General features: G+C 69.0%; 22 protein-coding genes. 13 read left to right on the top strand and 9 right to left on the bottom strand.

Features of this window, described 5'->3' with window-relative positions:
• The first annotated feature begins 125 nt into the window (after positions 1 to 125).
• From EV651_RS32870 to EV651_RS32860, 3 genes are read left to right on the top strand one after another with little or no spacing between them, the layout of a single operon-like run.
• Positions 126 to 962, top strand: a complete 837-nt coding sequence (locus EV651_RS32870; RefSeq protein WP_133789157.1) for an MIP/aquaporin family protein — start codon at positions 126 to 128, stop codon at positions 960 to 962.
• Between the two features lie 36 nt (positions 963 to 998).
• A complete protein-coding gene (glpK, locus tag EV651_RS32865) occupies positions 999 to 2,516 on the top strand; it encodes a glycerol kinase GlpK (protein WP_133789156.1) in 1,518 nt (505 codons plus the stop codon).
• Positions 2,517 to 2,552: 36 nt separating this feature from the next.
• A complete protein-coding gene (locus tag EV651_RS32860; RefSeq protein WP_238157334.1) occupies positions 2,553 to 4,265 on the top strand; it encodes a glycerol-3-phosphate dehydrogenase/oxidase in 1,713 nt (570 codons plus the stop codon).
• Between the two features lie 462 nt (positions 4,266 to 4,727).
• On the opposite strand, the gene glpK (EV651_RS32855) is transcribed toward EV651_RS32860, so the two are convergent.
• The 5 genes from glpK (EV651_RS32855) to EV651_RS32835 all read right to left on the bottom strand — a co-directional run bounded on the left by glpK (EV651_RS32855) (position 4,728) and on the right by EV651_RS32835 (position 11,317).
• Positions 4,728 to 6,245 carry a glycerol kinase GlpK gene (glpK, locus tag EV651_RS32855; RefSeq protein ID WP_133789155.1) on the bottom strand — a complete coding sequence of 506 codons (1,518 nt, stop codon included), beginning with the start codon at positions 6,243 to 6,245 and terminating at the stop codon, positions 4,728 to 4,730.
• 9 nt (positions 6,246 to 6,254) lie between these two features.
• Positions 6,255 to 7,007 carry an IclR family transcriptional regulator gene (locus tag EV651_RS32850; protein ID WP_133789154.1) on the bottom strand — a complete coding sequence of 251 codons (753 nt, stop codon included), beginning with the start codon at positions 7,005 to 7,007 and terminating at the stop codon, positions 6,255 to 6,257.
• An 85-nt stretch (positions 7,008 to 7,092) separates the two neighbouring features.
• Complete coding sequence (locus tag EV651_RS32845; RefSeq protein ID WP_133789153.1) at positions 7,093 to 9,615, bottom strand: ABC transporter permease; 2,523 nt, start codon at positions 9,613 to 9,615, stop codon at positions 7,093 to 7,095.
• Positions 9,615 to 10,379, bottom strand: a complete 765-nt coding sequence (locus EV651_RS32840) for an ABC transporter ATP-binding protein (RefSeq protein ID WP_133789152.1) — start codon at positions 10,377 to 10,379, stop codon at positions 9,615 to 9,617. Before EV651_RS32840 ends, EV651_RS32845 begins: the two co-directional genes overlap by 1 nt.
• A 50-nt stretch (positions 10,380 to 10,429) precedes the next feature.
• Positions 10,430 to 11,317, bottom strand: a complete 888-nt coding sequence (locus EV651_RS32835) for a PD-(D/E)XK nuclease family protein (protein WP_133789151.1) — start codon at positions 11,315 to 11,317, stop codon at positions 10,430 to 10,432.
• 129 nt (positions 11,318 to 11,446) lie between these two features.
• Between EV651_RS32835 and EV651_RS32830 the strand changes: the two genes are divergently transcribed.
• The 5 genes from EV651_RS32830 (at position 11,447) to EV651_RS32810 (ending at position 16,827) form a co-directional block, all read left to right on the top strand.
• Positions 11,447 to 12,304 (top strand): intradiol ring-cleavage dioxygenase, encoded by an 858-nt coding sequence (locus EV651_RS32830; protein ID WP_133789150.1) that lies wholly within the window; start codon positions 11,447 to 11,449, stop codon positions 12,302 to 12,304.
• A gap of 35 nt (positions 12,305 to 12,339) precedes the next feature.
• Positions 12,340 to 13,494, top strand: coding sequence for a M50 family metallopeptidase (locus EV651_RS32825; protein WP_238157333.1), 1,155 nt, complete (start codon positions 12,340 to 12,342; stop codon positions 13,492 to 13,494).
• 51 nt (positions 13,495 to 13,545) lie between these two features.
• Positions 13,546 to 14,508, top strand: coding sequence for a tRNA (adenine-N1)-methyltransferase (locus tag EV651_RS32820; RefSeq protein ID WP_133789149.1), 963 nt, complete (start codon positions 13,546 to 13,548; stop codon positions 14,506 to 14,508).
• Between the two features lie 100 nt (positions 14,509 to 14,608).
• The gene (gene arc / locus EV651_RS32815) at positions 14,609 to 16,354 is read left to right on the top strand and encodes a proteasome ATPase (protein WP_133789148.1); all 1,746 of its coding nucleotides are present in this window, start codon (positions 14,609 to 14,611) and stop codon (positions 16,352 to 16,354) included.
• Between the two features lie 134 nt (positions 16,355 to 16,488).
• Positions 16,489 to 16,827 (top strand): hypothetical protein, encoded by a 339-nt coding sequence (locus EV651_RS32810; RefSeq protein WP_133789147.1) that lies wholly within the window; start codon positions 16,489 to 16,491, stop codon positions 16,825 to 16,827.
• Between the two features lie 7 nt (positions 16,828 to 16,834).
• On the opposite strand, the gene EV651_RS32805 is transcribed toward EV651_RS32810, so the two are convergent.
• The 4 genes from EV651_RS32805 to EV651_RS32790 form a co-directional block, all read right to left on the bottom strand.
• Complete coding sequence (locus EV651_RS32805) at positions 16,835 to 17,626, bottom strand: hypothetical protein (RefSeq protein WP_133789146.1); 792 nt, start codon at positions 17,624 to 17,626, stop codon at positions 16,835 to 16,837.
• Positions 17,623 to 18,231 (bottom strand): RNA polymerase sigma factor, encoded by a 609-nt coding sequence (locus EV651_RS32800; protein ID WP_238157332.1) that lies wholly within the window; start codon positions 18,229 to 18,231, stop codon positions 17,623 to 17,625. The genes EV651_RS32805 and EV651_RS32800 overlap by 4 nt, the downstream gene beginning before the upstream one ends.
• Positions 18,232 to 18,303: 72 nt before the next feature.
• Complete coding sequence (locus EV651_RS32795; protein ID WP_133789144.1) at positions 18,304 to 19,044, bottom strand: phosphotransferase family protein; 741 nt, start codon at positions 19,042 to 19,044, stop codon at positions 18,304 to 18,306.
• Complete coding sequence (locus tag EV651_RS32790; RefSeq protein ID WP_238157340.1) at positions 19,041 to 19,526, bottom strand: NUDIX hydrolase; 486 nt, start codon at positions 19,524 to 19,526, stop codon at positions 19,041 to 19,043. Before EV651_RS32790 ends, EV651_RS32795 begins: the two co-directional genes overlap by 4 nt.
• Positions 19,527 to 19,609: 83 nt before the next feature.
• On the opposite strand from EV651_RS32790, the gene dop reads away from it, so the two are divergent.
• Genes dop through EV651_RS32765 form a run of 5 tightly spaced genes read left to right on the top strand, consistent with a single transcriptional unit; the run spans position 19,610 to position 23,764 of the window.
• A complete protein-coding gene (dop, locus tag EV651_RS32785; RefSeq protein WP_133789142.1) occupies positions 19,610 to 21,130 on the top strand; it encodes a depupylase/deamidase Dop in 1,521 nt (506 codons plus the stop codon).
• A gap of 55 nt (positions 21,131 to 21,185) precedes the next feature.
• Positions 21,186 to 21,395, top strand: a complete 210-nt coding sequence (locus tag EV651_RS32780; protein WP_130448384.1) for a ubiquitin-like protein Pup — start codon at positions 21,186 to 21,188, stop codon at positions 21,393 to 21,395.
• Between the two features lie 8 nt (positions 21,396 to 21,403).
• On the top strand, positions 21,404 to 22,246 hold the full coding sequence (prcB, locus tag EV651_RS32775) for a proteasome subunit beta (protein ID WP_133789141.1): 843 nt from the start codon (positions 21,404 to 21,406) through the stop codon (positions 22,244 to 22,246).
• 49 nt (positions 22,247 to 22,295) lie between these two features.
• Positions 22,296 to 23,153, top strand: a complete 858-nt coding sequence (gene prcA, locus EV651_RS32770) for a proteasome subunit alpha (protein WP_133789140.1) — start codon at positions 22,296 to 22,298, stop codon at positions 23,151 to 23,153.
• Positions 23,150 to 23,764, top strand: coding sequence for an NUDIX hydrolase (locus EV651_RS32765; protein WP_133789139.1), 615 nt, complete (start codon positions 23,150 to 23,152; stop codon positions 23,762 to 23,764). Before prcA ends, EV651_RS32765 begins: the two co-directional genes overlap by 4 nt.
• The last annotated feature ends 16 nt before the right edge of the window (positions 23,765 to 23,780 follow it).

Below are 23,780 nucleotides of genomic sequence, written 5' to 3'. Positions count from 1 at the left end.
GGTGTCGCAGCCGGGAGGCCGGGGGTGGCGTTCGACAATGTCGAACGGGGGGCGTTGTGCCGGGTCGGGATCGCTCCTACATTCCAGCCAGCCGTGGTCGTCACGGCGGGGAAGGGAGGTTCGGTATGGCTACGACCGAAGCGGTCAAAGCGAAGACCCTTCTGGGGGAGTGTTCGGCGGAACTGGCGGGCACGTTCATTCTGATCCTGTTCGGCGTCGGTGTGGTGGCGCAGGTGGTGGCGGGTGGGATCGGGAACCACGACTCGATCGCGTGGGCGTGGGGTCTCGGCGTGACCCTGGGCATCTACACCGCGGGCCGGATGACCGGAGCGCATCTGAATCCGGCGGTGACGATCGCGCTGGCGGCGTTCCGCGGGTTCAGCTGGAAGAAGGTGCTGCCGTACTCGGTGGCACAGTTCCTCGGGGCGTTCCTGGCGGCGCTCGTGGTTCGCTGGAACTACACCGAGGCGATCGGCAAGGTCGACCCGGGGCACACGATCAAGACCCAGGGCATCTTCTCCACCCTGCCCGGCAACGGCAGCCTGGATCTCGGCGTGCACATGTGGGGCGGCTTCCGGGACCAGATCATCGGTACGGCGATCCTGATGTTCGTGATCCTCGCGATCACCGACCTGCGCAACACCTCCCCGGCGGCGAACCTGGCGCCGCTGATCGTCGGCCTGCTGGTGGTCGGGATCGGGATGGCATGGGGCACCAACGCCGGGTACGCGATCAACCCGGCCCGTGACTTCGGTCCCCGGGTCGCCTCGTTGATCACCGGATACGGCGGAGCACTCAAGGATCAGTTCGGGGACGTCTATTTCTGGGTGCCGATCGTGGCACCGATCATCGGCGCGCTGGTGGGTGCGTTCCTGTACGACCTGCTGGTCGGCCGGAACCTTCCGATCGCGGACGAGGACGAGGAGCCGGGCCGGATCCCGGAGGAGAACACCACAGCATGAGCAGGCAGTGCGAGCAGTGTGAGGAGAGGACTATCCATGGCTGACTTCGTCGGCGCCGTCGACCAGGGCACCACGAGCACCCGTTTCATGATCTTCGACCACTCCGGCAACGAGGTGGGCAAGCACCAGTTGGAGCACGACCAGATCCTGCCGCAGGCCGGCTGGGTCGAGCACAACCCGGTCGAGATCTGGGAGCGGACCAGCTCGGTGATCCAGACCGCGCTGGGCGCGAAGGGTCTGCAGGCGAGCGACCTGGCGGCGCTCGGCATCACCAACCAGCGCGAGACGGCCGTGGTCTGGAACCGCAAGACCGGCCGGCCCTACTACAACGCGATCGTCTGGCAGGACACCCGGACCGACCGGATCGCCTCCGCGCTTGAGCGCGAGGGCAAGGGCGACGTCATCCGGCAGAAGGCCGGCCTCCCGCCGGCGACGTACTTCTCGGCCGGCAAGGTGCAGTGGATCCTCGACAACGTCGACGGCGTGCGGGCAGCGGCCGAGGCCGGGGACGCGGTGTTCGGGAACACCGACACGTGGCTGCTGTGGAACCTGACCGGTGGCGTGAACGGCGGCGTGCACATCACCGATGTGACGAATGCCAGCCGCACGATGCTGATGAACCTCGAGACCCTCGACTGGGACGACGAGCTGATCAGCTTCTTCAACATCCCGCGGCAGATGCTGCCGGAGATCCGGCCGTCGTCGGACCCGAACAAGTACGGCGAAACCCTCGCGCACGGTCCGCTCGGCGGCGTCGTACCGCTGACCGGCGACCTCGGCGACCAGCAGGCGGCGACCGTCGGCCAGGTCTGCTTCAACCCGGGCGAGGCCAAGAACACCTACGGCACCGGTAACTTCATGCTGCTCAACACCGGCACCGAGCTGGTTCGTTCGAAGGCCGGCCTGCTGAGCACGATGTGCTACAAGTTCGGCGACGAGGCCCCGGTGTACGCGCTGGAGGGCTCGATCGCGGTCACCGGCTCCGCGGTGCAGTGGCTGCGGGACCAGCTCGGCATCATCTCCGGTGCGAGTGAGACCGAGACGCTCGCCCGCCAGGTCGAGGACAACGGCGGCGTGTACTTCGTGCCCGCGTTCTCCGGCCTGTTCGCGCCGTACTGGCGGTCCGACGCCCGCGGCGCGATCGTGGGTCTGTCCCGGTTCAACACCAACGCCCACCTGGCGCGCGCAACACTGGAAGCGATCTGCTACCAGAGCAAGGACGTCGCCGACGCGATGGAGAAGGACTCGGGCGTGAAGCTCGACGTACTGAAGGTGGACGGCGGTGTGACCGCGAACGAGCTCTGCATGCAGATGCAGGCGGACATCCTCGGCGTACCGGTGAGCAAGCCGGTCGTCGCGGAGACCACCGCGCTCGGAGCGGCGTACGCGGCCGGCCTGGCCGTCGGGTTCTGGAAGAACAAGGAAGAGCTCGTCCAGAACTGGAACGAGGACAAGCGGTGGGAGCCGCAGTGGAACGACGAGCAGCGCGAGAAGGGGTACGCCGGATGGCAGAAGGCCGTCCAGCGCACCCTTGATTGGGTCGACGTCGACTGATCCAGCACGACCTACGGAATCGGAAGGACGAACACAGTGGCTGTAGTGGCTCTGTCACCGCAAGCAAGGGCCGACGCGATCGACGCGATGGCCGACGGGCGCGAACTGGACGTCCTGGTGATCGGTGGCGGGGTGGTCGGCACCGGCGCGGCGCTCGACGCTGCGACCCGCGGCTTGACCACCGGACTGCTGGAGGCGCGCGACTTCGCGAGCGGCACCTCCAGCAGGTCCAGCAAGTTGATTCACGGTGGCCTGCGCTACCTGGAAATGCTCGATTTCCGGCTCGTGCACGAGGCGCTGCAGGAGCGCGGCCTGCTCCTGCAACGCCTGGCGCCGCACCTGGTGAAGCCGGTGCCGTTCCTGTACCCGCTGCAGCACCGTTGGTGGGAGCGGTTCTACGCCGGCGCCGGTGTCGCGCTGTACGACGGTATGGCGGTCAGCTCCGGCCTCGGCGCCGGACTGCCCATCCACCGGCACCTGACCCGGCGCGGGGCGATGCGGCTCGTGCCGTCGCTGAAGAAGTCCGCACTGGTCGGCGCGTTGCAGTACTACGACGCGCAGGTCGACGACGCGCGGCACACGATGGAGCTCGCCCGGACCGCGGCGTCGTACGGCGCCTTGGTCGCGAACCGGGTGAAGGTGACCGGGTTCCTGCGGCAGGGCGAGCGGGTCACCGGCGTCCAGGCGAAGGACCTGGAGAGCGGGCGCGAGTTCGAGGTCCGCGCCAAGCAGGTCGTGAACGCGACCGGTGTCTGGACCGACGACACACAGGCGATGGTGGGGGAACGCGGGCAGTACCACGTCCGCGCGTCGAAGGGCATCCACCTCGTCGTACCGAAGGACCGGATCCAGTCCAGCACCGGGATGATCCTGCGGACCGAGAAGTCGGTGCTGTTCATCATCCCCTGGGGCCGGCACTGGCTGATCGGCACCACGGACACGGACTGGCAACTGGACAAGGCGCACCCGGCCGCGACCAGCAAGGACATCGAGTACCTGCTCGACCACGTCAACGCCGTCCTCACCACACCGCTCACCCGTGAGGACGTCGAGGGCGTGTACGCCGGTCTGCGGCCGCTGCTCGCCGGTGAGTCGGAGAGTACGTCGAAGCTGTCCCGCGAGCACGTCGTCGCCCACGCGGCGCCGGGTCTCGTAGTGGTTGCCGGTGGCAAATACACGACGTACCGGGTGATGGCCAAGGACGCCATCGACGCGGCCGCGGACGCGCTCGACGGCCGGGTGCCGCGCAGCGTCACGAAGAACATCCCGCTGGTCGGCGCGGACGGCTACCAGGCGCTGTGGAACCAGCGGCACCTGATCGCGCGACGCTCCGGCCTGCACGTCGCCCGGATCGAGCATCTGCTGAACCGGTACGGCGCGCTGATCGACGAGGTCCTCGAGCTCGTCGCCGAGGATCCGTCGCTGGGCGAGCAGCTGCCCGGCACGCAGGACTACCTGAAGGCCGAGATCGTGTACGGCGCCAAGGCCGAAGGCGCCCGTCACCTCGACGACATCCTGGCCCGGCGGACCCGGATCTCGATCGAGGCCTGGGACCGCGGCGTCGGCGCCGCCGAGCCGGCCGCCCGGCTGGTCGCCCCGATCCTCGGCTGGGACGAGGCCACGATCGAGCGCGAGGTCTCGTTCTACACCCAGCGGGTCCAGTCCGAACGCGACTCGCAGGACCAGCCCGACGACGAGTCGGCCGACAAGGTCCGCCTCGAAGCACCGGACATCGTCTCCCCGGCATAACCGTCGCGAGGACCATGAACCATGATCAGTGTCCGCACCGGAAGTTCGCGGCATAGTCCGGGCTCGCGTTGCGCGCGCTGACACCCTCCGAAATCGCCGGCCCGAACCGGCCCCCCTCGTGACGCCCCGCTCCTCCCCAAACCGGTTTGGGGAGTCCTGCCCTCCCGAATCGGGCAGTACGGCTCCCCAGTTCACGCAGAGAGCCCTCCCCAAACCGGTTTGGGGAGGGCTCTGCACCGGGATCGGGGAGCGCGTCTGCCCCAAACCGGTTTGGGGAGGGCTCTGCACCGGGATCGGGGAGCGCGTCTGCCCCAAACCGGTTTGGGGAGGTTTTGCACCGGGACCGGGGTGGGCTGCTGCCCGATTCGGGAGGGTGAAACTCCCCACAACGCCCCACCCAGTTGGACATGGCTGGGAAGGGCACCCACTCCGGACAGGGGTCGCGAACTCCGGTGCGGGACGCTAGGCCTCGTGGTCCTCGGGGCGGATCCAGTTGAAGGTGCGTTGGACGGCGGCCTGCCAGTTCGTGTACTCGGTGGCGCGGCGGGCCGGATCCATGTGCGGCATCCACTGGCCGGCGCGGTGCCAGTTGCTGCGCAGGCCCTCCAGGTCGGGCCAGTAACCGACGGCCAGTCCGGCGGCGTACGCCGCTCCGAGCGACACCGTCTCGGTCACCATCGGGCGGACCACGGGGACGTCGAGCAGGTCGGCGAGGAACTGCATCAGCAGGTTGTTGGCCGTCATCCCGCCGTCCACCTTCAACGCGGTCAGCGCGATCCCGGAGTCGGCGTTCATCGCGTCGACGACCTCGAGGGTCTGGAACCCGGTCGCCTCGAGGACGGCGCGGGCCAGGTGTCCCTTGGTGATGTAGCCGGTGAGCCCGGCGATCACGCCCCGCGCCTCGCTGCGCCAGTGCGGCGCGAACAGCCCGGAGAACGCGGGCACGATGTACGCGCCGCCGTTGTCCTCGACCGTTCGCGCCAGCGTCTCGATCTCGGCCGCGGTGTGGATCATCCCGAGCCCGTCGCGGAACCATTGCACGAGCGACCCGGTGACCGCCATGGAGCCTTCGAGCGCGTACGACGCCGGCTGGTCGCCGATCTGGTACGCGACCGTCGTGAGCATCCCGTGCTTGGACCGGACGATCTCGTGCCCCGTGTGCAGCAGCAGGAACGACCCCGTGCCGTACGTGCACTTCGCCTCGCCCGCACTGAAGCACGTCTGCCCGAACAGCGCCGCCTGCTGGTCGCCGAGCGCCGCACCGATCTGAACCCCCGGAAGGACTTCGGTCGCGGTCGCGAACACCCCGGACGACGGGCGGATCTCGGGGAGGATCGCGCGCGGTACGTCGAACGCCTCGAGCAGTCTGTCGTCCCATTCGAGCGTCTCGATGTTCATCAGCATCGTCCGGCTCGCGTTCGTCACGTCGGTGGCGTGCAGACCGCCGTTCGCACCGCCGGTGAAGTTCCAGATCAGCCAGCTTTCCATCGTGCCGAACAGGATCTCGCCGCGCTCTGCGCGTTGCCGTAGACCCGGGGTGTGATCGAGCAGCCACCGGATCCGCGGCGCGGAGAAGTAGGTCGTCAGCGGGAGACCGCACAGCTCCGCGAACCGGTCCGGGCCCTCGCTGCCGGCCAGTTCGGTGACGAGGCGGTCCGTCCGGGTGTCCTGCCAGGTCACCGCGCGCCCGATCGGCCGGCCGGTGACGCGATCCCAGAGCAGACTGGTCTCGCGCTGGTTCGCGATGCCGATGGCAACGATCTGGGACGGTGTGGCGCCGATCTGCTTGATGGCGGCCGGCACCACCCGGGTGACGTTGTTCCAGATCTCCCCGGCGTCGTGCTCCACCCAGCCCGGCCGGGGGAACAACTGATGGTGCTCCCTTTGAGCCACGGACACCAACCGCCCGCGCCGATCGAACAGGATGCATCGGGTCGAGTTCGTCCCCTGATCCACTGCTGCCACATACTGCTCAGCCATCGATCCACCTCACGGGTCCTCCCGGAGGTCGCGGGCGATGGCGTCGGCGGTGGCGCGGACCATGCTGACCAGATCACCGCGATGCCGGAGCCTGCTGTCGCAGATGCGCTCGATCCGGCCGGCCAGCCCGACCGCGCCGACGACGAGGCCGCCGAGGCCCCGGATCGGCGCCGCGATGCTGGCCAGTTCGACCGTGTGCTCCTCGAACTCGGTCGCCCACCCGCGCGACCGGACCGTCGCGAGCTCTTCGCCCAGCTGGACCGGATCGGTGATCGTCCGTGTCGTGTACGCCTCCAGGCTCCTCGGTCGGGCGCTGGTGTCGTACGCGAGCACAGCCTTGCCGAGTGCGGTCGCGTGCGGAGGCAGCGTCGTACCGACGTCGAGGTCCTGGTCGCTGTCGTCCGGCCGGAACACATGGTGCACGACCTCGACCTTGCCCTCGACGAGGCGGCCGACGCGCACCACCTCGCCGCTGCGGGAGGCGAGCGAGTCGGCCCAGTTGATCGCGCGGCTGCGCAGCTCGTTCGGGTCGAGATAGCTCTCGCCGAGCCGACCGAACGCGTCGCTCAGGTGGTAGTGCGCGCCGCTGTGGTCCTGTTCCACGAACCCGACCTGATGGAGCGTTCGGACGATCCCGTGCACGGTCGTCTTCGCCAGGCCGAGCGCGTTGGCGAGGTCGGCCACCCCCAACCCGTCAGGCGCGGCGGCGAGCAGTCGCAGCACCGCCGCGGCCCGCTCGATCGACTGCACGGTCCCCGGCACACCGGCAGGCTACCTGTGAATCACTGGTCTGGCTCCACCTCACGCGTCACGCCGAGCCATCACCTGAACCGATCACCTGAACCGGTCATTCTGAAGCGATCGCTTGCAGGACGTCCAGCCGGGCCGCGCGACGGGACGGCCAGACCGCGGCCAGTACGCCGAACACGATCGCGAGCGCGACAGCGATCAGCAGCTGCAGCACCGGGATGTCGCGGACCGCGAGACCGTCGTCCACCATCGCCGATTGCACCGCGACGGCGAACGCGACGCCGATGGCCAGGCCGAGGAACGCGCCGAGCAGGGTGATCGCGATCGACTCGACCCGGAGCATCCGGCTGAGCTGCGGCCGGTCCATCCCGATCGCGCGCAGCAGGCCGATCTCCCGGGTCCGCTCGACCACGCCGAGCGCGAGCGTGTTCACGATACCGAGCAGCGCGATCAGGATCGCCATCGCGAGCAGGAACCCGACCGCCACCAGTACGCCGTTCACGGGCTCCCGCGCGACCGCGGCGTACGCCTCCTGGTCGCGGACCTCGATCGTCGGGTAGTCCTTGCGGAGCTGGTCGAGGATCGCGGTCCGGACCTGCGCCACCTGATTGCCCTTGGCAACCTCGACGTACAGCAGGTTGTCGCTCGGCGACCCGCCGAGCGTCGCGTACGTCGGCAGCGACACGACGATCGCGTTCAACTGCCGGTTCGGGGCGAGCACCCCGCCGACGGTCAGGCGATGGGTGCCGTTCGCGGTCTTCAGGTCGAACGGCTTGCCGACGGTGAGCTTCAGCGTCTTGGCGAGGTTGCGGGGGAGGATCGCCTGACCGGCCGCGAGCGCCGCGGCCGAGCCGGCGTCGAACACGGTCGTGACCGGCCCGGCGAGCGTGCCGTCGCTGACTCCGGTGACCTGGACGTTCGCGCTACCGACCTCACCGGATTGCTGCCGGACCCGCTGCACCGCCTGGACACCCGGGATCTTCGCGGTCCGGTCGCCGACCTCGGTGCCGAAACTCGGGGTGCCGTCGTTGGTGATGAGGATCTCGGCAGTGCCCAGCGCGTCGACCAGGCTCTTGTCGATCGACGCCTTCACGGAGGCGCCGATCACCAGCAGGCCGCTGATCAGCCCCACGGAGATCATCAGCGCGGACGCGGTGGCCGACGTACGGCGTGGATTCCGCTCGGCGTTGCGGCGGCCGAGGGTGACCGGCGCCTTGCGGCCGAACGGGTACATCAGGGCCCGGACGACGTACCGGCTGATGAGCGGGTTGAGCATCACGACCGCGAGGACGGCGGTGCCGGTGCCGAGCGTGATCAGGACGGCGCCGGGGAGTCCGCCGGCGCCGACACCGATCCCGAAGAAGAGGACGGCCATCAGCAGCATGAAGGCGCCGATCACCAGCCGGGCGAGCAGCGAGCGTTCCGGGACGTGGACGTCGTCGCGCATCGCCGCGACCGGTGGGAGTTTCCCGGCCCGGCGGGCGGCGGGGGCCGCGGCGGCGACCGTCACACCGATGCCGATCAGGTAGCAGGCGATGATCGTGGTCGGTGTGACCTGCAGCGACGCGGTCGGGATGCGCAGGTCGAGCAGTTCGTAGCCGAACCGGATGCCGGCAGCCACGCCGACGCCCACCAGCAGGCCGAGCGTTGCTCCGACGAAGCCGATGATGACGCTCTCGGCGAGCACAGTCCCGGTGATCTGGCCGCGGGACGCGCCGATCGCGCGGAGCATCGCGAGCTCCCGGGACCGTTGCGCGACGACCATCGCGAACGTGTTGACGATCAGGAACCCGCCGACGAAGAGCGCGAGGCCGGCGAACAGCAGCAGCACGGTGCCGAACCCGCCGAAGGTGTTGTCGAGATCGTTCTCGCCGTCGGTCGCGACCTGCTTCGCGGTCCTGACCTTGACCGAGTCGCCGATGGTGTCCGCGATCGCCTTGCTGACCGCGTTCGGGTCGGAACCCGGTTTGAGCGAGACGGTGATCGAAGTCCAGCCTGGTCTGCCGAGCAGCAGGAGCTGAGCCGTCGCGCCGTCGAAGCTGACCAGCGGTGCCCCGGCCGCCGCCCCGGCCTGCGCGGGGGTCGTGGTCGCGGTGAGTGTCGCGGTGACGGCTCGGGTCGGTGTGACGATCCGGACCTGGTCACCGACGTGGTAGCCCGCGCGGCTCGCGGTCGACTCGTCGAGTGCGAGCTGGTCGCTGCTCCAGGGCGCCGTACCGTCGACGAGCTTGAACGGCGCCGCACCGGGGTCCCGCGGCCAGGCGGCGCCGAAGGACGTCAAACCGTAGTTCTCCAGCGGTTTGCCGTCCAGGCCGAGGATCTGCACGTTGCCGACCAGGAGCTGCGGGACCGCGGCAGCGACACCGGGTACGGCGGCGATGCGGTCGACGAGCTCGATCTGGAAGGTCGCGGGGCGGTCCGTGCCGGTCTCGATCGGGGACGCCGGCGTGACCGTGACGTCCGCCGTACTCACCGCGAAGTTCTTCTTCAGCGCCGAGGACAAGGTGTCGGTGAAGACCATCGCGCCGCCGGCGAACGCGACGCCGAGGGTGACGGCGAGCGTGCACAGCACGAAGCGGAGCCGGTGCGCGAGCACCGAACGGAGGCCGAGCTTGAACATCAGCCGGCCAGCTCGTCGGCGGTGTCGGGCCGGCTCTCCAGCTGCTTCATCGCGTCGAGCACGGACTCCGCCGTCGGGTCGACCAGTTCGGACCGCAGCTGTCCGTCGGCCAGGAACAGGACGCGGTCGGCGTACGACGCGGCCGTCGGGTCGTGGGTGACCATCACGACCGTCTGGTTGAACTCCCGGACCGAGCGATGCAGGAAGTCGAGGACGTCCCCGGAGGACCGCGAGTCGAGGTTGCCGGTCGGCTCGTCGGCGAACACCACGTCCGGGCGGGAGACCAGCGCGCGGGCGCAGGCGACGCGCTGCTGCTGGCCGCCGGACAGCTCGGACGGCTTGTGGGCGAGGCGGTCCATCAGGCCGACCGTGTCGACAACCGTGGTCAGCCAGTCCTGGTCGGGTTTGCGGCCGGCCAGGTCGAGGGGGAGCGTGATGTTCTCCAGCGCGGACAGCGTCGGGACCAGGTTGAACGCCTGGAACACGAAGCCGATCCGGTCCCGGCGCAGATGCGTGAGCTGCTTCTCCGGCAGCGAGGTCAGGTCGACGTCACCGAGGAACACCTTGCCGTCGGACGGCTTGTCCAGGCCCGCGAGACAGTGCAGGAGCGTCGACTTACCGGAGCCCGATGGCCCCATGATCGCGGTGAACCGACCCTTCCCGAAGTCCGCGCTCACGCCGGCCAGCGCATCCACCTGCGTGAGGCCGACGCCATACCGCTTCCAGACGCCGGTCGCCCGCACCGCCACATCGCCCACACTCATGCGACGAACCGTATCCACCCAGGGTTCCTCTCCCGGGGGCGAGGTCAGCTCTAGCCGTCGACTGTGATCAGGTCTATGCCCGCCGACTCGGCGGCGACTTCCTCCACCGAGCGGGTGGGCAGCGGCGGGGGCGTGCCGCCCCAGGCCGGGCAGATGGGCTTGTGGTCGCACCAGTCGCACAGCGGCCCCGGGCTGGGGCGCCAGTCGCCGGAGTCGAGGGCTCTGGTGATCGCGACCCACAGCGCTGAGACCTTGCGTTCACAGGCGCGCAGGTCGGCCTCGTCCGGGATGTAGCGGACGATCTCGCCGTTGCCCAGATAGACCAGTTGCAGCATCGCCGGCACCACGCCGCGCAGCTTCCACAGCACCAGCGCGTAGAACTTCATCTGGAACAGCGCCTTCGCCTCGAAGAACTCCGACGGCGAGCGACCGGTCTTGTAGTCGACCACCCGGATCTCTCCGGTCGGCGCCACGTCCAGGCGGTCGACGTACCCCCGCAGCACCAGACCGGAGTCCAGCGCGGTCTCGACGTACAGCTCCCGCTCGGCGGGCTCCAGCGCGTTGGGGTCCTCGAGTGCGAAGTACTTGCCGAGCAGTTGGTGCGCCTCGGCCAGCCACTTCGCCAGCTCCTCGCCGTCCGCGTCCTCCGCGAACAGCTCCGCGACCTCCGGCTCCTCCTCCAGCAGCCGTTGCCACTGCGGCTCGAGCATCTGCGCCGCCTGCTCCAGCGTCCGCTCGCCGCGCGGCAGATCGAACAGCCTCTCGAGCACTGCATGCACGACAGTCCCGCGAACTGCGGCCGCCGACGGCTTCTCCGGCAGGCGGTCGACCACCCGGAACCGGTACTTCAGCGGGCAGCTCATGAAGTCCGCGGCCCGGGACGGCGACAACGCCCCACGCGGATGCACGTGCGGATCGACAACAGCTGCAATGCTCATGCCCCGAACCCTAGGCACAACCACCGACAGTTCGCCCGCACCCCACCCCGACCCTGTGGAAAACCGCTTCACAGGAATCTCCCAGCCAACTCACGGCCGACCACCGGGAGGCGTTGTCATGCTCGAACCATGACGCCACCGAAGCAGCCTCCGCCGAACCACGACCGCGGTCTCGAGTACGACCTCGCGACACTCCACCGCCGTCGCTTCCTCGGCCTGTTCACAGCCGCCGGCCTCGCCGCCGTCGCCGGCTGCGCAAGTGACGACAGTACGATGACCAGCACGCCGAGCAGCTCCCCGACGAGCACCACGCCGTCGGCCAGCTCGAGTACGCCGAGCACGACGACCGATGCCTCCACGGACGTGGACGAGATCCCGCAGGAGACCGGCGGACCGTACCCGGGCGACGGCTCGAACGGGCCCAACGTCCTCACCCAGTCCGGCATCGTCCGCAGCGACATCACCAAGTCGTTCGGATCCGCATCCGGCGTCGCCACCGGCGTACCGCTGACCGTCGAGCTCACCATCGTCGACGCCAACCAGGACGAAGCCCTCGAAGGCGCCGCCGTCTACCTCTGGCACTGCGACGCCCAGGGCCGCTACTCGCTGTACTCCGACGGCGTGACGAACGAGAACTACCTCCGCGGCGTCCAGGCCGCGGACGGCTCCGGCAAGGTCACCTTCAAGACGATCTTCCCGGCCGCGTACATGGGTCGCTGGCCGCACATCCACTTCGAGGTCTACGCCAGCGCCGCCGAGGCGACCAAGGCCGGCCAGATCACCCGTACGTCGCAGCTCGCCCTCCCCAAGGACGTCTGCAGCACCGTCTACGCCACCGACGGGTACGACGGCAGTGCGCAGAACCTCAGCCAGACGTCGCTGGAGAACGACAACGTGTTCGGCGACGACGACGGCGTACACCAGCTCGCGACCGTCGCCGGGGACGTGTCCGGTGGGTACGTCGCCACGCTGACGGTGGGTGTGTAGCAGCGAGTTAACACCGGCCAAGTAGCGTTGGCTTGATGCCAGACTCGCCTGACCCTCAGAACCCCGCCCAGCCGGTCGGCCAACCACCGCCCGGAACGTGGGTGCTGGGGCGCGTCCGCGGGATCCGGCTGACCATGCGTTTCACCTGGTTGCCGGTGGCGATGCTGCTCGCGATCGGGTTCGCCGCGATCATCGGGCAGCAGTTCCCCGAGCTCGGCGGCTGGCGGTACGTCGCGGCGTTCGCGTTCGTGGTCGCCTTCACGGTGTCGATCCTGATCCACGAGCTCGCGCACGCGCTGATGGCGATGCGGTTCGGCATCGGCGTCTCGGAGATCAACCTCGGTTTCTTCGCGGCCGGCACGCACATCGAAGGGGAGCGGAAGTCACCGTTCGAGGAGTTCGCGGTCTCGGTCGTCGGCCCGATCGCGTCCCTGATCGTCGGCGGCCTGGCGTACCTCGGTTCCCGCGCCTTCGACGAGGGCGTCGGGTACGTCGCCCTGTGGGAACTCGGCGTGGCGAACCTGATCGTCGGCGTCACGAACCTGCTGCCCGGCCTGCCGCTGGACGGCGGCTGGGTGCTGCGGGCGATCGTGTGGAAGTTCACCGGCAACATGCACACCGGCACGATCGCCGCCGCGTGGGCCGGACGGATCCTCGCGATGGCGGTGCTGGCGCTGCCGGTGCTGCTCGAGGAGATCTGGGGCCGGCACCCGTCGATGATCGACTTCCTGATCGCCCTGCTGGTCGGCTTCTTCCTCTGGTCCGGCTCGACCGCGTCCCTGATGCAGGCCCGGCTGCGGCGCAAGCTGCCCGCCCTCCAGGTCCGGACGATGGCCCGCCGCGCCATCGCCGTACATTCCGGTACGCCGCTCGCGGAAGCCGTCCGGCTCGCCGCAGAGGCGCACGCCGGGGCGGTCGTGGTGATCGACGGCGACGGCAAACCGCACGCCCTGGTGTCCGAGACCGCGGTCGCCGCGGTCGCCCCGAACCAGCGCCCGTGGACCACGGTCAGCGAGGTCTCCACCCGGATCGGCGCGGGCCACATCATCGGCGTCAACGACACCGGCGAAGAGATCCTCAGCACACTGCGCGCGCACCCCGCCTCGGAGTACCTGGTCCTGGGCGCCGACGGCGGCGTGTACGGCGTACTCGCGACCGCCGACGTTGAACGCGCTTTCCGCGGTCGTTGAACAGCCGCTGATTCTTCGGTTCAGGTGACCGAAAGTTAAGGTGAGCGCCTTATGGCTGACTTGCGCGACTTTCCCGACCAGGCGTACTCCGGCGTCCATCACGGACCGCTGCAGGAGGGCGAGTGGATCACCCTGCAGGACTCCAAGGGCCGCCGGCACTCGGTCAAGCTGGAGCGCGGGAAGACCTTCCACACCACCAAGGGCGGGATCGAGCACGACCAGTTGATCGACGGCCCGGACGCCGTGGTGATCAGGTCCAAGGGCAACGTCGAGTACCTCGCGCTGCGGCCGCTGATGGCCGACTACTCGGTCTCGATGCCGCGCGGCGCTGCCGTGATCTACCCGAAGGACACCGCGCAGATCGTCACGATGGCCGACATCTTCCCGGGCGCGAAGGTGGTCGAGGCCGGCGCCGGGTCCGGCGCGCTGACCACCGCGCTGCTGCGGGCGGTCGGCATCCACGGCCAGGTCATCTCGTTCGAGCGCCGCGAGGACTTCGCCGAGGTCGCGCGCAAGAACGTGACCGGCTTCTTCGGCGGCGAGCACCCCGCCTGGCGGCTCGAGGTCGGCGACCTGGTCGAGAAGCTGAACGAGCAGGACGTCGACCGCGTCGTCCTCGACATGCTCGCGCCGTGGGAGTGCGTTGACGCGGTCGCTGAGGCACTTTCACCCGGCGGCGTGTTCTGTGCCTATGTGGCCACCACAACGCAGCTGAGCCGCGTTGTGGAGACGCTGAGGGCACACGGCGAGTTCACCGAGCCGCGCGCCTGGGAGTCACTCGTGCGAGACTGGCATGTAGAGGGTCTCGCCGTCCGTCCGGGTCACCGGATGCAAGGACACACGGCCTTCCTGGTCACCGCCCGGAGGATGGCGCACGGGGTGCAGGCACCCCGCAAGAAGCGCCGTCCGGCACCGGGCGCGTACGGCGACGACTACGCCGGACCGCGCCGCCCTGACGCAGCCGGTGCGCCGTCGTCCGAGGCATCCGCACAAACTTCCGGCGACATGCCGTAGGCAACGGACTCCATCCGCAACCGACACGTGATGGGATTCAGCTTGCCCGGCGAGGTTTTCTGGGTAAGGTCCATAGGGTCGAGCCCCACATGGTGAGGTGATGATCGTGGCTGGAGACGAGAGTCCTACCGCGGCAGAACTGCGTAACCAGGTCCGGTACCTGGAAGCCGAAGTCGCGGCGTTGCGACGTCGGCTGCTCGAGCACCCGGCGGACAGCCGGTCGCTCGAGAGCAGACTGTCCGAAACCCAGGCCTCCTTGGCGAGTGTCACCGCTCAGAACGAGCGGCTGGCCGACACGCTGCGGGAGGCGCGAGAGAAGATCATCGCCCTGAAGGAGGAGGTCGACCGGCTGGCGCAACCGCCGTCCGGTTTCGGCACCTTCCTCGGACGGAACGAAGATGACACCCTCGACGTGTTCACCGGCGGCCGGAAGCTCCGGGTTGCGGCGAGCCCGTCGGTGGACCTGGACGCGCTCAAGCTCGGCCAGGAACTGATGCTGAACGAAGCACTCAACGTGGTCGAGGCCTGCGAGTACGAGGTCGTCGGGGACGTGGTGATGCTCAAGGAGCTGCTCGCCGACGGTGAGCGGGCGCTGGTGATCGCGCAGGCCGACGAGGAGCGCGTGGTGCGACTCGCGTCGCCGCTGCTCGACGTACCCCTGCGGGCCGGCGACTCGCTGCTGCTGGAGCCGCGCTCCGGATACGTGTACGAGAAGATCCCGAAGTCCGAGGTCGAGGAGCTGATCCTCGAAGAGGTCCCGGACATCGACTACACCCAGATCGGCGGCCTGTCCGGCCAGATCGAGCAGATCCGGGACGCGGTCGAGCTGCCGTACCTGCACAAGGACCTGTTCCTGGAGCACGAGCTCAAGCCGCCGAAGGGCGTGCTGCTCTACGGCCCGCCGGGGTGCGGCAAGACGCTGATCGCGAAGGCGGTGGCGAACTCGCTGGCCAAGAAGGTCGCCGAGCGGACCGGGACCGAGGGCCAGAAGTCGTTCTTCCTGAACATCAAGGGCCCCGAGCTGCTGAACAAGTACGTCGGCGAGACCGAGCGGCACATCCGTCTGGTCTTCCAGCGGGCCCGGGAGAAGGCTTCCGAGGGCATGCCGGTGATCGTGTTCTTCGACGAGATGGACTCGCTGTTCCGCACCCGCGGATCCGGTGTGTCGTCGGACGTGGAGAACACCATCGTCCCGCAGTTGCTGAGCGAGATCGACGGTGTCGAGGGGCTGGAGAACGTCCTCGTCATCGGCGCCTCCAACCGCGAGGACATGATCGACCCGGCGATCCTGCGGCCCGGCCGGCTGGACGTGAAGATCAAGATCGAGCGCCCCGACGCGGAGGCGGCGCGGGACATCTTCTCGAAGTACCTGACCGCGAACCTGCCGCTGCACGACGACGACCTGGGCGAGTTCGGCGGCGACCGGCAGGGCTGCGTGGACGGCATGATCCAGCGCACGGTCGAGCGGATGTACACCGAGGCCGACGAGAACCGCTTCCTCGAGGTCACCTACGCCAACGGTGACAAGGAGGTCCTGTACTTCAAGGACTTCAACTCGGGCGCGATGATCCAGAACATCGTCGACCGGGCGAAGAAGATGGCGATCAAGGCGTTCCTGGACGAGAACCAGAAGGGTCTGCGGGTGCAGCACCTGCTGCAGGCCTGCGTGGACGAGTTCAAGGAGAACGAGGACCTGCCGAACACCACAAACCCGGACGACTGGGCCCGGATCTCCGGCAAGAAGGGCGAGCGGATCGTCTACATCCGGACGCTCATCTCCGGCAAGCAGGGCACCGAGCCGGGTCGCTCCATCGACACCGCGACCAACACGGGTCAGTACCTGTAACACGCTGTACGGCGAACCGCCCCCGGACCGAGCGTCCGGGGGCGGTTCCGCCTCTGTGGGGTAGGTCTAACACCCGGTGGGATCGGGGGGTTTCCCCGATTGGTACGGCGGTTTCGCGGGCCTAGCGTGCTGGTATGGCGACGGACGAGGTGCGGAAGGACCTGCGTGCTGCGGTGGCGGCACGCCAGGAGCTGGGACCGGAGTACGAGGCCGAGATCATCGACGGCTTCCTCGAGAAGCTCGACGCGCGCGACCGGTACCGTAGCGCCGGGCTGCTGCCGGAGCCTGCGCCTCGGCGGCGCCCGAGCCGCGAGACCGACCCTGGCGGGCTGGCATTGGCGATCGTCTCGATCGTCGCCGCGATCCCGATCACCGCGATCGCAGCCGGCATGATCGGCCCCTTCGGCGTCGTCATCTGCTGGGCCGGCCTGGTCGCCATCAACTTCGCCCGCACCATCGCCCGCCGCGGCTGACCAGCGGCTATTTCGCCTGGATCGGGACCACCCGGCCCTGGGCGTCGTACGCCCGCACCTCCTGGCGCAGGTCGCCGGCACCGAGGTCCGAGTTCGTCCGGTTGTCCGCGTAGGCGTAGCCGCTGTCGACGTACCCTCGTTGCCAGGGGCCCACGGCTCCGTTCGAGACGTAGCGGGACTCGACCCGGGCGATCTCCGGACGGGCCCGGTAGAGCATCCAGATCCGGGACTCCGGCTTCGGCTCCGAAGTCGAGTAGGTGCCTCCGGTCAGGCCCGCGAGGCCTTGCTTCTGCGTCGGCGGCTTGGTCCACCCCGACGGATCCTTCTGCCAGATGCCTCCTCCGGAGGGGGTGAGGCAGGATGCGATGCCTGAGGCTCCGGAGCCCTTGACGATCATGAGGATGTCGGTGGCCTTCGACGTCTTACCCGGTACCCGCCGCGCCCAGACAACCGTGAACGGTTGCTTCATCTCCTCGACGTGCAGGCGGCGCTCGCACGACTTCACGAACGCGACGGTCGCCTCGGCGTCGGGCACGACTTCGAGGCCGGTTCGGGCCGCAGTCGGCGCTGCTGCCGTAGCGCGACCGGCGACTCCGGAATCGTCGGACGGCCGGTTGGTGACGACGAGCGTGCCGGCCGCCACTGCGGTGATGGCCGCGACCCCGACAGCCGGGGCGATCCAGCGGCGGGCGGGGTGGGGACCGGCGGGTCGCGTCTTGTCCATCACGCGGTTGCGGAGCCGGGCCCGCTCGGCGGTGGTCAGTGGGGCGACCGGCGGCGGTTCGAGTTCGGTGTTCATGAGAGCTCCTCGGTGAGGTCGACCCGGGTCAGCAGGTCGGGGAAGCGGCGACGAGTGCGGTGCAGGCGGGCCTTGACGGTTCCGACCGGTACGCCGAGCGCGTCCGCTGCCTCGGCGGTGGTGAGCCCGGACCAGACGACGAGCTCGAGCGTCTCGCGTTCGTGCCGGGGAAGCTTGGCCACGGCGCGACGGATCGCCGACATCCGGCGTTCGTCGTCCAGCCGGCGGGCGACGTCGGGGGCATGGTCTTCGTCAGGTGCCGGCTCGGGCAGGCGATCGACCAGCTTGCGCAACCGGTTCGCCGTACGGAAGAGGGAGCTGCACTCGTGGCGCGCCACCATGAGCAGCCATCCACGGGCGGTCGGTGCGGTGAGCGGCCCCGGCGGGTTGCGCTGGAAGCGCCGCCAGGTACTCAGGAACGTCGCCTGGACCACGTCGTCGGCGGCAGTCCAGGAGGCGGTCCGCCGGAACGCGAAGGCGCGCACCTCGTCCGCGTACCGGTCGAACAGCTCACCGAGCGCGAAATGGTCCCCGACGCGCAACCGCTCCCACAGCTCCTCGTCCGGCCCCCGGCCGGGATCGAGGCCTCCGGATCCCGTAGCCATCGACGGCTCCGTTTCGTCAATCAGGGTGATCTTCACATCGGCTAATGACCGGTCACCGGCCCGATGGTTGCATCAGAGCGCTTGGAGTATGTCGCGCAATCCGTCGCTGACGTCGTCGGGAACGTCCAGTAGCAGGCCGCGGTGGGCGCCGTACCAGGGGGAGAGGCGGGCCCAGTCGTGGGCGCGTTCGACCTGGTCGGGGCTGGGTTGGTAGACCTCGACGAGGCCGGCGGCGACCGGGGCAGGTGCGCCGTTGAGGGGCCAGCAGAGGTCGAGGGCAGGGTCGCCGATGACGGCGTCGGTCCAGTCGATGATCCCGGTGATCTGTTCGTCGGTCATCAGGATGTGGTCCGGACCGAAGTCGCAGTGCACCAAGGCCGTTCTGACGTTCGCGACGCGGTCCAGCAGCTCGACCGCTGTGGTCCGCGCCTCTGGCGGGAGCAACGGCACGATCTGGTCGCGGCACTCGCCCAGAAAGGCGGTCTTCTCGGCTGTAGCGGTCGCTGCGTCCAATGCGCCGTACGCCACGGCTTCTGTGCTGTCGACCGCGTGCAACGCCTTCAGGAAGGCACCCAGCGCCCGGCCGGTCTCGATGCTGCCGTCGGTGAACGGTTCGCCGGGGAGCAGCAGGTGGCGTACGCCGTCGGTTGTCAGCTCAGGTACCGGGATCGGTAGCGGGAGCTGGGGCGCGAGCCAGGGGAGCAGCGTCGCCTCGGCGAGCAGCCGCGGGCGCACCTCCGGGCGACGCGGTGCCCGGTGGATCCACGGTCCGTCCATCCAGGCGTGGCTGTCCCACCCCTCGACGATTGTCATACCAAGCTCCGGACGTACGGCCCGAGCAACGCCACGGTGTCCGGCATGAACAACCACTCGTCGAACTTGGCCACGAGCTCGGCCGGCGACATCCACGCGCCCCAGGCGACCTCTTCCGGCTGATGCCGCACGGGGCCGTCCCAGACACACGTGTACAGGTACGCGTGGTACCGCGTGTTCTCGTCGGCGTAGTCGTCCTCCGGTAACCGGGTCAGCTCCACGCCGGAGATCCCGAGCTCCTCGTCCAGTTCCCGTACGACGGCATGGAACGGGTCCTCACCGGCCGCGACGACCCCACCCGCAGCGAAGTCGTACCGTCCCGGATAGACGTCCTTCGTCGGCGTCCGCCGATGCACGTAGAGCTGCCCGGCGGAGTTGAGGACGACGACACCCGTCGCGGAGTGACGCAGGTTGTCGCGCCGCATCACAGACCGTGGCACCGCCCCCGTGACCTGGTTGTCCTCGTCCAGAATCGCCACCATCTCGTCCACCCGCGCAGTCTCACAGATAACCCTGTGGATACAGCAACCCCCTTTAGTCGCTGGTACCGCGTAGGCTCGGCTGCATGAGTGTTCGGCGGATCATGGGTACCGAGACCGAGTTCGGGATCTCGGTGCCGGGGCAGCCCGGGGCGAACCCGATGCTGACCTCGAGCCAGGTGGTGAACGGGTACGCGCAGACACAGCCGCTCGCGCGCAAGACCCGGTGGGACTTCGACGAGGAGCACCCGCTGCGGGACGCGCGCGGGTTCGATCTCAGCCGGGAGGTGGCCGACTCCAGCCAGCTCACCGACGAGGAGACCGGCCTGGCGAACGTGATCCTCACCAACGGCGCCCGGCTGTACGTCGACCACGCCCACCCGGAGTACTCCGCGCCCGAGACGACGAACCCGCGGGACGCGGTGGTGTGGGACAAGGCCGGCGAGCTGGTGATCATGGAGGGCGCGCGGCAGGCCCGGCTGATTCCCGGGGCGCCGCAGCTGAACCTCTACAAGAACAACACCGACAACAAGGGCGCGTCGTACGGTTCGCACGAGAACTACCTGATGCGGCGGTCGACGCCGTTCGCGTCGATCGTGCGGCACCTGACGCCGTTCTTCGTGAGCCGTCAGGTGGTGACCGGCGCCGGCCGGGTCGGGATCGGCCAGGACGGCGCGGCGCACGGCTTCCAGATCAGCCAGCGGGCCGACTACTTCGAGGTCGAGGTCGGCCTGGAGACGACGCTGAAGCGGCCGATCATCAACACCCGCGACGAACCGCACGCGAACCCGGACCGCTACCGCCGGCTGCACGTGATCATCGGCGACGCGAACCTGTCCGAGATCTCGACGTACCTGAAGGTCGGGACGACGTCGCTGGTGCTGGCAATGATCGAGGACGGCTGGCTGACCGACGATCTCAGCGTCGACCGGCCGGTGACCGCGCTGCACGAGGTCAGCCACGACCCCTCCTGCACGCACCTGCTGACGCTCAAGGACGGCCGCAAGATCACCGCCGTCCAGCTGCAGACGGAGTACCTGGCGCAGGCCCGCAAGTACGTCGAGGACAAGTACGGCGACGACGCGGACCGGCAGACCAAGGACGTGCTGCACCGCTGGGAGCAGGTGCTCGACCAGCTCGCCATCGACCCGATGAAGCTGTCCGACCAGCTCGACTGGGTCGCGAAGTACAAACTGCTCCAGTCGTACCGCGACCGCGACGGCCTCGAGTGGGACGACTCGAAGCTGCACCTGATCGACCTGCAGTACGCCGACCTGCGCCCGGACAAGGGCCTGTATTACAAGTTGGTGAAAACCGGCAGGATGCAGCGGATCGTCTCCGACGAGGAGATCCGGATGGCCGTCGCGCACCCGCCGACCGACACCCGGGCGTACTTCCGCGGCCGCTGCATGCAGCAGTACGCGCCGCAGGTCGCGGCCGCCTCCTGGGACTCCGTGATCTTCGATCTGCCCGGTAAGGAGTCGCTCCAGCGGATCCCGACACTGGACCCGCTGCGGGGCACGAAAGCGCATGTCGGGGCACTTCTTGACCAATGCGACACCGCAAGTGACCTGGTTCGCACCATTACTGGGGGTGCCGCCGGGTAGGGTCGCTAGTGAGGGTCGGTTGGGCGGCCCTCCCAGCGGTTCTAGGAGGTGTGCCATGGCGAAGGACGGCGGTCAGCAGCACAAGCAGCCGAAGCGTTCGTCGACCGAGGAAGAGGTCGAGCAGGTCGAGGCGTCGGAGGACGTCCAGGAGCGGAAAGAGCGGCTCGACGAGGACGTCGACTCGATCCTGGACGAGATCGACGAGGTCCTCGAGGAGAACGCCGAGGAGTTCGTCCGCGGATTCGTGCAAAAGGGTGGGGAGTGAACCGCTCGATGACATCTGATGCCTCCGGCCGGCTGCCGGAAGCCTTCCTGACCCCAGGCGGCTCGTCGTTCATGGACTTCCTGGCCGGGCACGCGCCCGACCTGTTGCCCGGACGACGGTCCCTGGGGCAGGGCGACCTGTCCAGCGAAGTCCCGCACGGTACGACGATCGTGGCCGCCACCTTCCCCGGTGGCGTGATCATGGCCGGCGACCGGCGGGCCACGATGGGCAACATCATCGCCCAGCGTGACATCGAGAAGGTGTTCCCCGCCGACGAGTACTCGGCGGTCGCGTTCGCCGGATCGGCCGGCTTCGGGATCGAGATGGTCCGGCTGTTCCAGGTCGAGCTGGAGCACTACGAGAAGCTCGAGGGCGCCACCCTCAGCCTCGACGGCAAGGCCAACCGGCTCAGCGCGCTGATCCGCGGCAACCTGCCGATGGCCATGCAGGGCCTGACCGTGGTGCCGCTGTTCGCGGGCTACGACCCCGACATCAAGGGCGGCCGGATCTTCTCCTACGACCCGACCGGCGGGCGGTACGAGGAGACCCACTTCTACAGCGTCGGTTCGGGCTCGCTGTTCGCCCGCGGCGCGCTGAAGAAGCTGTACCGCGAGGACCTGTCCGAGACCGACTGCGCGACGGTGGCGATCCAGTCGCTGATCGACGCGGCCGACGACGACTCGGCGACCGGCGGTCCGGACATGTTGCGCCGGATCTTCCCGGTGATCGGCGTGGTCACCGCGGACGGCTACCGGCGGCTGCCGGCGGACGAGGTGGCGGCGCTCGTCGACGCCGCCTGGGCCCAGCGCCACGAGCGTCCCGACGGCCCGGCCGCGGCGTCCCTGACCTGACCATCTCGATGATCATGCCCGATCGACTGATTAGAGGACGACACCTTCGATGAGCGTTCCGTTCTACGTCTCGCCCGAGCAGCTGATGCGGGACCGGGCCGACTTCGCCCGGAAGGGCATCGCCAAGGGCCGCAGCGCGATCGCGCTGCAGTACGCCGACGGCATCCTGTTCGTGGCCGAGAACCGCTCGCCCGCCCTGCACAAGGTGGCCGAGATCTACGACCGGATGGCGTTCGCCGCCGTCGGCCGGTACAACGAGTTCGAGAACCTGCGGATCGCCGGCGTCCGGCTCGCCGACATGCGCGGGTACTCCTACGACCGGCGCGACGTCACCGGCCGGGCGCTGGCCAACGCGTATGCGCAGACCCTCGGCGCGATCTTCTCCTCCGGCGGCGAGAAGCCGCTCGAGGTGGAGATCCTGGTCGCCGAGATCGGCGCCGGCCCGGCCGACGACCAGATCTACCGGCTCACCTACGACGGCTCGATCGCGGACGTCCGCGGTTACGCCGTGATGGGCGGCGCCGCGGACACGGTCGCGGAATACATCGGCGAGCACTACAACGACGGCATCTCGCTGGCCGGCGCGGTCCGGCTGGCAGTGGACGCGCTCGGCCACGACAGCACCGAGATCCGGGAGCTCACCCCGGACCAGCTCGAGGTCGCGGTCCTGGACCGGACCCGGACCCAGATGCGCAAGTTCAAGCGCATCTCCGAGGAGTCCTTGGCCGGCATCCTGAGCGAGTCCAGCCCGGCGGTGGACGCGAAATCGGAGCCGGACCCGGGTTCGGACGCGAGTGACGCGAGTGACTCCGGTGAGTCGTCGACGGCTGACACTCCAGTCGCGCCGCCGGCGGACGACGCACCGGTGGCGCCGCCGGAAGACTCGGACGACGACCGTCCGCTGTGACGGACCAGATCGAGAACTCAGCCGCTACCGACAAGGTGGCGGCTGAGCCGTCTCGGCCGGCCGACCCGGCGCCCTGGGAACTGCTGGGGGAGGAGCCGGGCTTTCACCGGTTCCTGAGCGTGAACCTGCGCCGGTACCGGATGCCTGACGGGCGCGAGGTCGATTGGGACGTGCTCGGCCCGAAGTCCGATGCCGGCATCACGTCCGGTGTGACCGTGCTGCCGTTGACACCCGAGGGCCGGATCGTCACGGTGCGGATGTTCCGGGCCGGACCGGACCGCGTCGTCACGAACCTGCCGGGTGGGTACGTCGAGCCCGGCGAAGACCCGGCGGTGGCCGGTGTCCGGGAGCTCGAGGAAGAGACCGGCTACGTCTGCGAGTCGCTCGATGTCGTCGGCTGGCAGTGGTCGGCGGCCTCGTCGACGTACCGCAAGTACGTCGCGATCGCCCGCGGCTGCCGCCCCGACGGGAAACAACAACTGGACGAGACCGAGGACTGCGTCCCGGTGGAGCTGTCCCTTGACGCGTTCCGTGCCGAGCTGCGCACACCCGGTGCGATGACGGGAATCGACGCCGCCTATCTCGCGTTGGACCACGCAGGCTTGCTCTAGCAACCAGCAATCTGTG

The organism is Kribbella sp. VKM Ac-2571 (assembly GCF_004362255.1).
GTDB lineage: Bacteria > Actinomycetota > Actinomycetes > Propionibacteriales > Kribbellaceae > Kribbella > Kribbella pratensis.
Note: the sequence above shows the minus strand (reverse complement) of the source record. Positions and strands in the feature narration are given on the sequence as shown.